A 13,229-nucleotide genomic window follows, 5' to 3' on the forward strand; every position below is an offset into this window, starting at 1 on the left:
TAACGTCAGGCGCTCTCCATCATTTGCTGTTGTGTCAGCATGGCCGCACCGATCAGTTCTTTGGTGTAATCGCACTTCGGCGCTTCGAATATGTCGTCGACCGAACCGGCTTCGACCACCTTTCCGCGCTGCATGACCATCACCGTATCTGAGAGAGCGCGCACGACCGCAAGGTCGTGACTGATGAAAAGGTAGGTCAGATGATACGTGTTCTGCAGATCTCTCAGCAATTCAACCACCTGCTTCTGGATGGTTCGGTCTAGCGCGGATGTCGGCTCATCGAGGACAACCAGCTCCGGTTTCAACACCATCGTGCGTGCTATTGCGATACGCTGGCGCTGACCGCCGGAAAACTCGTGGGGGTAGCGGTTGCGCATTGCGGGATCGAGCGAGACTTCTTCAAGCGCCTGGCAGGCGCGCACGTCCCTGTCTTTTCCGCTTAGCGACGGTTCGTGCACCAAAAGCCCTTCAGATATGATCTGTCCAACGGTCATGCGTGGACTTAAGGAGCCGAACGGATCCTGGAAAATGAGCTGCATGTCCTTGCGCAGCTCCCGCATCGCTGCTCGATCTCTGCCGGTAATCTGCTGCCCCTGGAACACGACACGCCCACCTGCCGGAAGCAGGTTGAGAACCGCCCGGCCCAGAGTTGACTTACCGGAACCGCTTTCTCCAACGATCCCGAGGGTCTGGCCCTTGCGCAGCGAAAAGCTGATGTCGTCAACTGCCCGCAGAACATGCTTTGGTTTCAGGAACCCTGAATCCAGTTCAAATTCCACCTCGACTTTCTGAGCTTCCAGGAGAACAGGAGCAGTGTCCGGAACCGGCGGTTTATGACCGGTGGGCTCTGCGTCCAGCAGCATTTTCGTGTAGGGATGCTCTGGTTGCGTGAAGATGCTGTTCGTCTCTCCGTTTTCAACCACCTCACCCGTTTTCATCACATAGACCCGGTCGGCGATGCGCCGGACAATACCCAGATCATGGGTGATGAAGATCACCGCCATTCCAAGCCGTTTTTGAAGATCGGCCAGAAGGTCCAGGATCTGCGCCTGCGTCGTCACGTCGAGCGCCGTAGTGGGTTCATCCGCGATCAGAACATCAGGATCATTCGCAAGTGCCATGGCGATCATGACACGTTGGCGCTGGCCTCCGGACATTTCATATGGATACGCTTTGATCTTTCGCTCAGGTTCGGGAATGTTGACGAGCTTCAGAAGGTCGAGCGCCTTTGCCTTTGCGGCCCTCCAGGACAGGCCGCCATGCACGACCATGGGTTCCGCCAATTGACGGCCAATGGTGTAGAGTGGGTCCAATGACGTCATGGGTTCCTGGAAGATCATCGTGATCTTGGCACCGCGTATGCCGTTCAGTTGCCGGACCGGCAACCCCAATATGTTACGGCCTTCATATATCACTTCACCCTGGGTCTTGCCGTTGGAGGCCAGCAGGCCCATGGCAGCCATCAGTGTCTGGCTTTTGCCGGATCCACTTTCACCAACGATGGCAACCGTTTCGCCAGCATCGACATGAATGTTGACGCCGCGAACCGCGTTGACCGTGCCCGTTGCCGTCTCAAAGTCGACAACGAGATCCTTGATGGAGAGCACCGTTTTGGTCGTTGTATCTGTCATGGCCCTCTCCTTACCTATCCTTCGGGTCCAGCGCATCGCGCAGACCGTCGCCGATAAAGTTCAGCGCAAACAGCGTCGATGTCAGGAAAATGGACGGGAAGATTAGCATCCAGGCAGCCCCTTGCAGATTGCGCGCGCCCTCAGAAATCAGGACACCCCAGCTTGTCATCGGTTCCTGAATGCCCAGGCCCAGGAAGGACAGAAAGCTCTCCAGCAGAATGACCTTGGGCACGAGCAGTGTCATATAGACAACGACCGGTCCCAACGTGTTCGGAATGATGTGGCGTCGTACGATGCCACCATCCGCAACGCCCATCGCCTCGGCGGCCTGCACATATTCCTGGCGTTTGATGCTAAGCGTTTGACCGCGCACGATACGTGCCATGTCAAGCCATTCGACAGCGCCAACGGCGATGAACATCAAGATGAAGTTACGACCGAAAAACACCACCAGCATGATCACGAAGAAGATGAAGGGAAGTGAATAGAGAATATCGACGACGCGCATCATCATCTGATCGACACGTCCGCCAAGATATCCGGAAGTAGCGCCGTAGAGGACGCCAATGCTGATCGCAACGATTGTCGCCAAGAGGCCAATGGTCAGCGACACCCGGCCGGCAATGAACGTCCGCGTCATCATATCCCGGCCATTGGCATCCGTGCCGAAATAGAAATGGATATAATTGATGTCAGCGCGAAGCGTTGCCTGTTTCTTGTCGGCCGAAAACTCATCAATCTCGGCATTTTTGAACAGGTCACTGCGGTCAATGTAACGCGTCGTTCGCGGGTCGATTTCGCGGCGAGAGCTGATGCGCGCAACCACCCGATCACCCACTTGCTCATAGCTGTCCAACGTCACGCGAGCGCGCTTGACTGCCCTTTCAAAGCCCGGCTCGACCTGGTCCTGTCGCGGGTAGGCTTCAAGGCTGGCAGGCACTTTGACGTAGTCGCGGTAGACGGTATCAAATTTATGGGGTGACAAGATCGGCCCAAGCACCGAAAGCACCGCGATGATCACCAAAACAATCATTGAGGCGACGGCAGCGCGGTTGGCCAGGAGCCGGTCGCGAGCATCGTCCCAAAGAGATCGGCCCTTGGCAGGGGCTTCGTTGTTTGACATGGCAATGGTCATTGAAACGCCCCTCCTCAATCGTAACGCACGCGTGGATCAAGCAGTGCGTAAAGCAGATCCACGACGAGATTGAACAAGATGACGAAGCAGGCCACGACCACCACGGTCCCCATCACAAGCGTGTAGTCACGATTGAGTGCTCCTTGGACGAAGTAGCGACCGATACCGGGAATGCCGAAGATCGTTTCGATCACCACGGATCCGGTCAACAGGGCCGCTGCAGCCGGTCCCAGATAAGAGACAACCGGCAGGATTGCCCCCCTGAGTGCATGCACCACAATGACCATATAGCCGGTCAGGCCATAAGCACGTGCGGTGCGCACATGATTTGAGCGCAGCGCCTCGATCATCGAGCCGCGTGTCAGACGCGCGACCACAGCAACCTGTGGCAACGCCAGCGTCACGACCGGCAAGATGACATTGACGAAAGCGCCTCCATTCCACCCCCCCACCGGGAGCCAGCCGAGCCAGACCCCCAGGATCAGCGTGAGAATGGGGGCAACGACGAAATTCGGGATCGTCACACCGAGGGTTGCCGCCGCCATGATCGAATAATCCGCCGGTTTGTTCTGGCGAAGGGCAGCCGCCACACCGAGCGTTCCTCCGACCACAAGCGCCAGACACAGCGCGGTCAGGCCGAGTTGGATCGAAATAGGCAGGCTTTGGGCAAAAAGCTCATTGATTGTGAAATCTCTGAAATAGAAGCTCGGCCCGAAATCCAGTTGCGCAATGCTTTTCAGATAAAGCAGGTACTGGTTCCAGAGCGGTTCATCCAGGTGATAGATCTTGTTGAGATTTTCCATCACCTTGGCCTCTAGCGGGCGCTCAAGATCGAACGGGCCACCAGGCGCAATCCGGATCAGGAAAAAGGAAATGGTCACGATCAAGAAAAGAGTCGGGATTGCTCCTAGCAATCGACCGAGCACATAGCGGTGCATAGGTTTGCCCCTGTTGTTTTGCCGGCGGTCTTTGCTTGCCGCCTTGCAAAAGACCGGCAGGGAGTTCCCTGCCGGTCCTGGCGTTATCGATTATTCGGAGATGCTTATGAAGCGGGTCGGATGAACGTTGAGAAGATTGTTCTCAAAGCCGGAAACCTTGTCGGAAACAAGGTTCATGGAGCCGTAGTACATCAGCGGGATGAACGGCAGGTCACGCATGAACATTTCTTCCGCCTGCTTCAGGATGCCGGCACGCTTCTCCAGATCAATGGTCGCCGCGGCTTCATCCATAAGCGCGTCATACTCCGGATTCTCGTAACGAGCGTAGTTGAAACCGGTGTTGTCGCTCTCGACCATGAACAGGAAGTTCTGAGGGTCGGAATAATCACCAATCCAGCCAGCACGGGCAACGTCGAAGTCCTGACGATCGCGCAGCATGGCGTAGTGGGTCTTGGTGTCGGTGTTGACCATCGAAATTTCAACACCCAGTGGCGCCCACATGTCGGCAATCGCAACAGCCGTGTTCTTGTGGTTTTCCGAAGTGTTGTAGTTGATAGTCAGCTTGAGCGGATTGGATTCACTGAACCCGGCCTTTTCAAGCATTTCGATCGCTTTTTCTTCACGATCGATCTGGGACATTTCCTTGTAGTCGGCATAGGCCGGCTCGCCGTAATTGCCGATGCCCGGCGGTACGAAGGAGTAGCCCGCAACCATCGTGGAGCCCCAGATTTCGTCAGCCAGAAACTCCCGGTCAATCGCCATGGACAGAGCCTGGCGGACGTCAGGATTGCTCAGCGCCTCATCTTCGTGGTTCAGCGCGTAGTAGTAGGTTCCCAGATACGGTGCAACGCGGAACTGCTCGCCCAGGTTATCCTTCATGAAGGCAACCTGCTCGGTCGGAGCATCGTTGTTTGTGTGCAGTTCACCTGCCTGGAAGCGGCGGAGTGCAGCGCCACGATCTTCTGTCGGGTAGAAGAAGACTGTGTCGACTTTGACGTTGTCGGCGTCGTGGAAGTTCGGGTTCTTCGTCGCCTTGACGTGCGCGTTCGGAATGAACTCAGCCAGTGTGAAGGCACCGTTGGTAACGATGTTTTCCGGCTTCACAAAATCAGAGCCGTGCGCTTCGACGGAGGCCGGATGAACCGGCAGGCCGGTCTGGTGCGTCAGCTGATCGATGAAATAAGGTGTCGGAGCTTCAAGCGTGATCTCGAGCGTGTGGTCGTCAATCGCCTTTACGCCGATTTCTTCCGGCTTCAGATCGCCTTTGTTGACCTTCTCCGCATTTTTGATCGGATAAAGAATGTTGGCGTATTTGGCACCCGTTTCAGGCGTCATGATACGCTGCAACGAGTAGACGAAGTCACCAGCTACGACCGGGTCGCCATTGGACCACTTGGCATCGTCGCGCAATTTGAAGGTATAGACGGTACCGTCATCGGAAATCGTCCAATCGGTCGCAACGCCCGGGATCACCTGACCGTCGGCACTGTAGGCAACCAGGCCTTCGTAGAGGTCACGCAGAATATGCGCTTCGTATGTGGTGGAAGTCTTGTGCTGGTCCAGTGTTTCCGGGTCAGCAGTGTTGCCGCGGTGGTAAACCACTTCAGCAAAGGCGGTAAGAGATGTAGCAGCCATCAGAGCAGCCGCAAGCGCAGTCACGCGCATAGACTTGATCATATCGCTCTCCCCTCGTCGGTTATGTTTGAAGTTACAGGAACGATACCGGACAAGATTCCACGACCTTTGCGCGCAATCAAGCATCCCCCAACGGCACATTTCGACGAAGGTCGAAAATAGGCTATGTTTTTGCGGGAAACGCGCATCAACCGGAAAAAAATTCCGCTCTTTTCCGATATTGCCAATGGATCACCCGCAGAGATGGGCAACATTATGCCGGAGTCATCGGCAAAATCGATATTTTCCGCTATAGGCCAAGTAAGTGCCCGTATTTGGATTGAAAGACTTGAATTTCCGCGAACAATAGGCCACCCACTGGGGCGTAAACGGGGCTAATCCGGTCTTCGTGTAAGGAACACGCTGTGGTTGTCCGTAGGCGCGTCTCGGCGGGTTAACATAGACCCTTGAGCGGTACGGATAAGCCCGCCTGTCATATGGATGATAGTAGTAGGGAGCGCCATAAGGTCTGAAGGGAGGGCCTGAAAATCCGTATGGACCGAACCCATAATAAAATCCGCTTCGATAGCCGCGATACCCTCGTGTCCCAATCGCAATGCCGACACCGCTGCCGCCAAAATAGAACGCATCAGCGCGGGCCTCACCAGCTCCGGTCAATACGGAAGATGTTCCTGCAGCCACAGTCAGGACCGTTGCTGCGAGGCAGGATTTGAAGGTCGTTTTCAGGCGTGCGGCCCAGTTCGGGCCAACTAGCCGATAAGACATGATGCTCTCTCCTGTCAGCCGTTTTGGCTGAACGTTGGTGGTCGCCCCTGTCCACGTCGGGTAGATCATAACCGAATTCGAACCGAAAATCTCGGGTCGTTCCGATCAAAATTGGCCAACGGGTCGTTCGGTGCGCTTGCAGTGCGCTTGCTCGACCAGTAAACCGGGCGCCGTTCGTGATCCTTGAACCCTGACCGACAGGCACACATGGCCCCACCGCTTCTTACGCTCCGCGACGTCCACCTGACTTTTGGCGGGACACCGCTTTTGACCGGCACGGACCTGTCGGTTTCCGAGGGCGAGCGCCTGTGTCTTGTTGGCCGCAACGGCTCCGGCAAATCGACGCTTTTGAAAATTGCTGCGGGCCAGATCGAGATGGACAAGGGCGAACGTTTCTTTCAGCCCGGCCGCACCATTCGTTACCTGCCACAGGATCCTGACCTTTCCTCGTACACATCTGTTCTGGACTATGTGAACGAAGGTCTCACGGAGGGTGATGATCCCTATCGCGGTGCCTATCTGCTTGGGGTTTTGGGCCTGAGTGGAGAAGAGACCCCACAATCCCTGTCTGGCGGGGAGGCGCGCCGGGCGGCGCTTGCGCGCACGCTGGCACCGGAACCGGACATTCTGCTTCTGGACGAGCCGACCAACCACCTGGATCTGCCTGCCATCGAATGGCTCGAGGAGGAGCTCAAAAGCCTCAAATCGGCTCTGGTCCTGATCTCTCACGACCGCCGCTTCCTGGAAAATCTTTCACGTGCAACGGTCTGGATAGACCGCGGTATTGCCCGGCGCATGGAAAAAGGTTTCTCCCATTTCGAAGCGTGGCGCGACGAAGTGTTCGAGCAAGAGGAAATCGACCAGCAGAAACTCGCGCAAAAGATCAAACGCGAAGAACACTGGATGACCTACGGGGTCACCGCGCGTCGCAAACGGAACATGCGCCGGGTACGCGAACTCGCCGATTTGAGAAAGCAGAAGCGGGAGCATCGCGGACCACAGGGCACCGCCAAACTCAGCGCAACAGAGGCAGAGGTTTCCGGCAAGCTTGTCGTGGAAGCAAAGGGTATTTCGAAAACTTATGGTGACCGGCGGATCGTTCAGGACTTTTCTACGCGCATCCAGCGTGGCGACAGGATCGGTTTCGTCGGCCCCAATGGTGCCGGCAAGACGACACTCCTTAAAATGCTCACCGGAGAGCTTGCACCGGACAGCGGCACGACGCGTCTCGGCACCAATCTTGAAATAGTAACCCTCGATCAGAAACGGGAAAAGCTCGATCTCAGCGAGACACTTGCCACGGTTCTCACCGGTGGCCGTGGGGACATGGTCGTCATTGGTGACGAAACCAAACACGTCATGTCCTATATGAAGGACTTTCTGTTTTCACCCGAACAGGCGCGAACGCCGGTCGGTGTCCTTTCCGGCGGTGAACGGGCCCGCGCCATGCTCGCGCGTGCACTTGCCAACAAGTCCAACATGATGATGCTCGACGAGCCGACCAACGATCTTGACCTGGAGACGCTGGATCTGTTGCAGGAATTGCTCGCGGATTATCCCGGCACAGCCCTGATAGTTTCGCACGATCGCGATTTCCTCGACCGGGTGGCCACTTCGGTTATTGTCTCTGAGGACGGCGGCGTCTGGCGCGAATATGCCGGTGGCTATACCGACATGCTGGCTCAACGCGGTGAAGGCGTGAAGGCGCGCAAGGACGAAAAACCCGCACCGGCAAAGAAGGAAAAGTCTTCTTCTTCAAACGGTTCGGTTCAAAGGCCGCAATCGAAGTCGAAGCTCAGTTTCACCCAGCAGCATCTTTTGAAAACGCTGCCAGACACAATCGAGCAACTTGAAGCAAAACTTGAAAAGCTTCAGGCGGAAATGAATGACCCGCAGCTTTACGTCAAGAACCCTGATAAATTTGCCAAGTTATCGCAACAAATCACTGATCTTACAGAAGAAAAGGATGCTGCCGAGGAGCAATGGCTGGAGTTGGAAATGCTGAGTGAGGAAAGCTAGAAGCACCTTTCAGTTGCCTGGTAACCTGCCTCTAGCCTCCCCCTGTTGCGAATATCTTCAAACTGTCTCGTGCGGATGTTTTCCCGAAGCAGGCTTTTAAGCCTACAAAATGCTGATTTTCCCGTTTCAAAACATTAAGGCGAAACTTGTCGAGACCTGCCAAAGCCTTCGACAAACTTGGCTGGTTGGGTGATCTGCCCTCCCCCGTTACGATTGACGCAGATCCTTGTAAAAAACCGTTGTCGCGTCCAGGGCACCGCGGCTCCCAAAAGCGTAGTCCGGTATGATGCCAACCTTGTTGTAGCCGCATGTCGGGTAGAGCAATTCCGCCCGGTCTCCTGTTACCGTGTCCAGAACGAGCAGCCAGCGGTCAATTGATAACGCCAAGCCGTCGACAGAAGCCATCAACCTGCGTGCCAGACCTTTGCGTCTGTGGTCCGGATGCACCATCAGCTTGGCGACGTCTGCGCGATGTGAACCATTGTCTTGTGCTGCGGGCACCAGCATGACAACACCAGTCACGTGCCCATGATCACGGGTGACCATCAGGAACGCTTCGCCCTTCTCAATCGCCGCCACCTGTTTTTTCCAGAAGATTTCCGCTTTTTCGGATGACAGGGGCAGAATAAAACCGATGCCCGCACCATCCTCGACGCAGACTTTGAGAAGGTTGGAAAGTTGCGGCAAGGCAGCATCTGCTTCACCAGCAGTCAGAAGGGCAACTGGCGTTTCCGGGACAAAGTTTATGGAACTCATGGCGTGACCACCGTCAGAAGATAACGCGCCGGCTCAGGACCGGTTGCATGGTAGGAGTTCGCGGCGTTGAGACGAAACCGCAGACAGTCTCCGGCGGTGAGTTCGTGACGCTCATCGCCAATAGTCATTACCAATGCTCCTTGCAGAAGCACCAGGTGATGCTCGAGATCCGGAAGCGGTGGCACCGAATAAGAGATTGTCTTACCGGCAGGCAACTCACCTTCAATGACACTTCCACGAAACCCGCTGCAGGCCGGCGACACAGAGCGTCTCAGGAATCCGGTTTCCGGATCCTGCCAAACAGCCTGTTCGGTGCGCGCAATCTTTGCATCCAGCACGGGCGCTCCGAAACCGAACACTTCTGCCATTGTAATCTGAAAAGCCCGGGCAAGTTGCCCGAGCGAGGCAGCCGTCGGACTGGTGTCGCCCCGTTCTATGCGTGACAGCGTGGCGCGACTGATGCCGGACTTTTCAGCAAGCAGGTCCAGGTTCCAGTCGCGAGATTTGCGCAGCTCGGCAATGCGGCGCCCCAGGTGTTCTTCTGTATCGGTCATCGATTATTCCCATAAATGATACTTTTCTCATATATGGGAATAATCTTCTTATCAAGTCATCCGATGGCCTCAGACTTTCGAGAACACCGCGCTGGCATTGACGCCACCGAAGCCGAAACCATTGGTCAGGACATGATCCACCTGCCTCGAGATTGCCCGGTCCGGGATCATCTCGAATTTCGCCATGCCTTCATCCGCATTTTCCAGGTTCCGCGAGGGCGGCAGCAAACCACTGAGAAGTGCCTTGACGCAGGCAATTGCCTCAACCGCGCCTGCTGCCCCCAGAAGATGGCCAAACATCGATTTCGACGAAGAGACAGCCAGATCCTTGCCTCGCCCGGTGAACAACGTTGTCAAAGCCGCGACCTCAGCAGCGTCTCCGACCGGTGTCGAGGTCGAGTGTGCATTGACATAACCAATCTCTGCCGGTTTGAGATTTGCCGTAGACAGGGCCTGCCGCATGGCCCGCAAGCCACCTTCACCGTCAGGAGATGAGGCCGTTACGTGATAGGCGTCCGCGCTGGTGCCGTAACCGGTCAATTCCACCAGCATGTTCGCACCGCGCGCCTTGGCGTGCTCATAGTCTTCCAGCACGAGAATGCCGGCTCCTTCCCCCATAATAAAACCGTCCCTGTCCTGATCGAATGGCCGGGAGGCATGAGCCGGATCATCGTTTCGTTTCGAAGACATGGCCTTGGCCGCGCAAAATCCTGCATAAGACACCCGGTCGATACAAGCTTCCGCGCCGCCGGCGACCATAACATCGGCTTCACCTGCACGGATCAGCCTTGCTGCATCACCAATTGCCTGCAGGCTGGCCGCGCATGCGGTAACCGGCGCACCAATCGGCCCTTTCAAACCGTGCCGAATGGAAACCTGACCGGCTGCGAGATTGGCAAGGAATGAAGGAACCAGAAAGGGAGATGCCCTGCGCGGACCTTTTTCGTCCACCAACCGCGTGCCGGCTGTCATTGCCGGAAAGCCACCGACCCCCGTGCCGATGATCGTACCGGTTCGCTCTTTCTCCCCATCTGTCTTCGGAGCCCAGCCTGCATGAGCCAATGCCTCCTGAACGGCGCCCATGGCAAAGTGAATGAAGCGATCGGAACGACGCTGTTCGCGCGGCTCCATGACAGCATCAACATCAAAACCAAACGTGTCTTCAGCGCGTGTCGGCACTTCACCGGCAACCTGGCAAGCAAGATCACCGGCTTCGAAGTGGCTGATCTTTCTGATGCCATTGTATCCAGAGGTCAGTCGTTCCCAAAAGCCTTCGACCCCTGTTCCGACCGGTGAGACAACTCCCAATCCTGTAACGACAACGCGGCGCATATCTGACCTCTACTGGTTGATGGATTCGAATGTGTAATTACACATCCAACGTCGGCAACTCAAGCGTCAACTGTCCAGCGCGCTTTAAAAAATTCAGGGATTTGAGTTTCTGCCAGGCAACTTGGCGAAAAAACGCGCCGCACAACTCCTGGTTTTTCAGTTTGAGAAACGCTAGGCCAGTCATGAAGCAATGAAATACCCCCAACAAAAAGAGCTTTCGCGCAACCGGGGTGGGGGGAAGGTTGCGCGAAAGCAGTCCGCTGGAATGCCAGAACCCGGCTCCATTGCGGATGTATCAGCCCATTCGAACCTGGGAGATGAACGAACCGACTGCCTGTTTCAGGATCTCGGATTGACTGGACAGTCTGTTGGCAGAATCTGTCAGGCCGGTCGTTGCAGAACCTGATTCTTTGGCCGCCTGCGTCACACCGGAAATATTCTCAGAAACTTGCGCGGTGCCATTTGCCGCTTCATGGACATTTTGAGAAATCTCTTTGGTGGTCGCGCCCTGCTGTTCGATCGATGCCACGATAGAGGCCGAGGTTTCATCCAGCTGGCTCATGACCTTCGACACTTCGTTCATCGAGACAACGGCTTCTTTCGTGGAAGACTGAATTCCTTCGATCTGCTTGTTGATCTCCGCCGTCGCACTGGCTGTCTGGCTTGCAAGTTGCTTCACCTCACCGGCGACAACGGCAAAGCCTTTGCCGGCGTCCCCTGCCCTTGCAGATTCGATCGTTGCATTCAGGGCCAGCAGATTTGTTCTTTCGGCAATTTCGGAAATGATTTCGACAACTGCGCCGATCTTTTCCGCGGTTTCCGCAAGTTGTGCAATCCGGGAGCTGGTCTGATCGACTGTTGCAAGTGCGAGCTTTGACGCGTCCGATGCCGAAACAACCTGACGATTGATTTCACCAATCGAGCTTGCCATTTCCTCCGCCGCGGTTGCGATGGTCTGCACGTTCATGGACGCTTCGTGCGACGCCTGGGACACAGCTGTTGCCCGGGCTTCGGTTTTTGCAGTCGTTTCAGCCATGAATTTGGCTGAGTTGTTCAGGTCGGAAGACGCGGAAGCAACCGTGTTGATGATTTCGCCGACATTTGCATCGAAATCATCGGCCAACGATTCAAGCAGCGCCTTTCGTTCCTGTTCCGCGTGTTCCTTTTGCTGTTCCTGCTCCGCCTCAAGCTCTTTGCCGCGCAGTGCATTCGATTTGAACACCTGAACAGACGCAATCATATCGCCGATTTCGTTCTTTGTGCTCTCAGGCAATGCCACATGAAGATCGCCCTCCGACAGCCCTTTCATGGCCGAGGTCAAAGCTCTTAGCGGCGAGAGAATCTGGCGGAACAAAACCAGATAAACCAGAAGCGACAAGACAACAGCGGTGACAATCGCAATCCAAACAATGCTTCTGGTGACTTGTGCAACTTCATATAGATTTTGGGACAGTTGCTGACCTGCCGTCACCGTGTCTGCACCGGACTGAAGTGTGAGTGCCTGCAATCCTGCAAGCGCCGGACCGTCATCCACCTTGATGACCTGATCAATCTGCTCGGGCGTGTTGCCCTGCTTGACCAGTTGGATCGCCTGATCAAGACCGGCGGCATATTTCTGCACAACGGTGCGAATATCTTCCAGAGCTTCCCGTTCGGCCGGCTCCACAGGACTTGCCAGAAACGCATCTATCGCGTCGAGCGTTGTGTTAAGTCCGGTTCTCACCTTTGCGATGCGCGCATCATCTTGCCGAAGCACATAATTCTTGAACTGGTGAATCATGCCGCCGTAACCAAGCGAGGCGCGAATTTGGCCTCGAAGCCCGGTTTTGGTAATGGCCGCATCGTCAGGCTTTGCTCCACTTACGGAATTGGTCAGCGTCGCAATTGCATCCAATGCAGGTGCGTCGTTGATTTTGACAGCCTTGTCTATTTCCGCAGCGCTTTTGCCCTGGGCGACCAGTTCGCGAACATCTTGGAGTTTCGCTGCATAGGAGTTCACGGTTTCGCGCAGGACATTGAGCGCTTCAACCTCGCCGGGCGTGGGCCCGCTTGCTGCGTAGTAATCAATTGCAGCCATGACAGCGCCATTGGCCGATTGAACTTTTCCAATCCGTTTTTCATCGTGGCGCAGAACATAATTCTTGAACTGGTGGATCATGCCGCCATAGCCGATGTGCCGCTTGATCTCGCTGAGCGCTTTGGCCTTTGGCTCGTTTTGGGCCTTGAAGGCCGCCCAGGCCTGCTCCGATTGCGTAACATCGTGATCGATCACAAGAGACGTGCCGACGAATACGGCACCGGTTGCGATCGCAAAGACGATCACAACAACCGCCAGCGTTCGAACTTTCAGATTTGACAGATAATTCATAGCATCACCCGAGTGCACAAAATCATTTTTGTCGCCCGCATTTGCGGGTCTTCGATCGGGGTGATTGCTCTTTGAACCGATCCTTACTAGCGCCAA

10 protein-coding genes are annotated in these 13,229 nt (G+C 55.6%); 1 reads left to right on the plus strand and 9 read right to left on the minus strand.

Features of this window, described 5'->3' with window-relative positions:
* Positions 1-5 precede the first annotated feature (5 nt).
* The 5 genes from Q0835_RS03730 to Q0835_RS03750 all read right to left on the minus strand — a co-directional run bounded on the left by Q0835_RS03730 (position 6) and on the right by Q0835_RS03750 (position 6,104).
* The gene (locus tag Q0835_RS03730; protein ID WP_298815753.1) at positions 6-1,631 is read right to left on the minus strand and encodes an ABC transporter ATP-binding protein; all 1,626 of its coding nucleotides are present in this window, start codon (positions 1,629-1,631) and stop codon (positions 6-8) included.
* A 10-nt stretch (positions 1,632-1,641) separates the two neighbouring features.
* Entirely contained in the window at positions 1,642-2,766 is a 1,125-nt protein-coding gene (locus Q0835_RS03735) for an ABC transporter permease subunit (protein ID WP_298815751.1), read from the minus strand.
* Positions 2,767-2,780: 14 nt separating this feature from the next.
* Positions 2,781-3,704 carry an oligopeptide ABC transporter permease OppB gene (gene oppB, locus Q0835_RS03740; protein ID WP_152502716.1) on the minus strand — a complete coding sequence of 308 codons (924 nt, stop codon included), beginning with the start codon at positions 3,702-3,704 and terminating at the stop codon, positions 2,781-2,783.
* Positions 3,705-3,794: 90 nt separating this feature from the next.
* A complete protein-coding gene (locus Q0835_RS03745) occupies positions 3,795-5,381 on the minus strand; it encodes a peptide ABC transporter substrate-binding protein (RefSeq protein WP_298815745.1) in 1,587 nt (528 codons plus the stop codon).
* 222 nt (positions 5,382-5,603) lie between these two features.
* Positions 5,604-6,104: a BA14K family protein gene (locus Q0835_RS03750; RefSeq protein ID WP_298958500.1), complete on the minus strand. Its 501-nt coding sequence runs from the start codon at positions 6,102-6,104 to the stop codon at positions 5,604-5,606.
* Positions 6,105-6,311: 207 nt separating this feature from the next.
* Here Q0835_RS03750 and Q0835_RS03755 point away from each other — a divergent pair, with 207 nt between their 5' ends.
* A complete protein-coding gene (locus Q0835_RS03755; RefSeq protein ID WP_298958501.1) occupies positions 6,312-8,123 on the plus strand; it encodes an ATP-binding cassette domain-containing protein in 1,812 nt (603 codons plus the stop codon).
* 207 nt (positions 8,124-8,330) lie between these two features.
* Here Q0835_RS03755 and Q0835_RS03760 read toward each other — a convergent pair whose 3' ends face one another.
* The 4 genes from Q0835_RS03760 to Q0835_RS03775 form a co-directional block, all read right to left on the minus strand.
* Positions 8,331-8,879 (minus strand): GNAT family N-acetyltransferase, encoded by a 549-nt coding sequence (locus tag Q0835_RS03760; RefSeq protein ID WP_298958503.1) that lies wholly within the window; start codon positions 8,877-8,879, stop codon positions 8,331-8,333.
* Positions 8,876-9,433 carry a helix-turn-helix domain-containing protein gene (locus Q0835_RS03765; protein WP_298958505.1) on the minus strand — a complete coding sequence of 186 codons (558 nt, stop codon included), beginning with the start codon at positions 9,431-9,433 and terminating at the stop codon, positions 8,876-8,878. The genes Q0835_RS03760 and Q0835_RS03765 overlap by 4 nt, the downstream gene beginning before the upstream one ends.
* A gap of 69 nt (positions 9,434-9,502) precedes the next feature.
* Entirely contained in the window at positions 9,503-10,765 is a 1,263-nt protein-coding gene (fabF, locus tag Q0835_RS03770; protein ID WP_298958506.1) for a beta-ketoacyl-ACP synthase II, read from the minus strand.
* Between the two features lie 295 nt (positions 10,766-11,060).
* Positions 11,061-13,133 carry a methyl-accepting chemotaxis protein gene (locus Q0835_RS03775; protein WP_298958507.1) on the minus strand — a complete coding sequence of 691 codons (2,073 nt, stop codon included), beginning with the start codon at positions 13,131-13,133 and terminating at the stop codon, positions 11,061-11,063.
* Between the last annotated feature and the right edge of the window lie 96 nt (positions 13,134-13,229).

It is taken from the genome of uncultured Roseibium sp., from assembly GCF_947499295.1.
Classification (GTDB): Bacteria; Pseudomonadota; Alphaproteobacteria; order Rhizobiales; family Stappiaceae; genus Roseibium.

What these genes read in the sequence shown, in the direction of transcription:
- Q0835_RS03775 (WP_298958507.1), bottom strand. Translation starts at nt 13,133, where the DNA reads ATGAATTATCTGTCAAATCTGAAAGTTCGAACGCTGGCGGTTGTTGTG.
- Q0835_RS03750 (WP_298958500.1), bottom strand. Translation starts at nt 6,104, where the DNA reads ATGTCTTATCGGCTAGTTGGCCCGAACTGGGCCGCACGCCTGAAAACG.
- oppB (WP_152502716.1), bottom strand. Translation starts at nt 3,704, where the DNA reads ATGCACCGCTATGTGCTCGGTCGATTGCTAGGAGCAATCCCGACTCTT.
- Q0835_RS03735 (WP_298815751.1), bottom strand. Translation starts at nt 2,766, where the DNA reads ATGACCATTGCCATGTCAAACAACGAAGCCCCTGCCAAGGGCCGATCT.
- Q0835_RS03755 (WP_298958501.1), top strand. Translation starts at nt 6,312, where the DNA reads ATGGCCCCACCGCTTCTTACGCTCCGCGACGTCCACCTGACTTTTGGC.
- fabF (WP_298958506.1), bottom strand. Translation starts at nt 10,765, where the DNA reads ATGCGCCGCGTTGTCGTTACAGGATTGGGAGTTGTCTCACCGGTCGGA.
- Q0835_RS03745 (WP_298815745.1), bottom strand. Translation starts at nt 5,381, where the DNA reads ATGATCAAGTCTATGCGCGTGACTGCGCTTGCGGCTGCTCTGATGGCT.
- Q0835_RS03765 (WP_298958505.1), bottom strand. Translation starts at nt 9,433, where the DNA reads ATGACCGATACAGAAGAACACCTGGGGCGCCGCATTGCCGAGCTGCGC.
- Q0835_RS03760 (WP_298958503.1), bottom strand. Translation starts at nt 8,879, where the DNA reads ATGAGTTCCATAAACTTTGTCCCGGAAACGCCAGTTGCCCTTCTGACT.
- Q0835_RS03730 (WP_298815753.1), bottom strand. Translation starts at nt 1,631, where the DNA reads ATGACAGATACAACGACCAAAACGGTGCTCTCCATCAAGGATCTCGTT.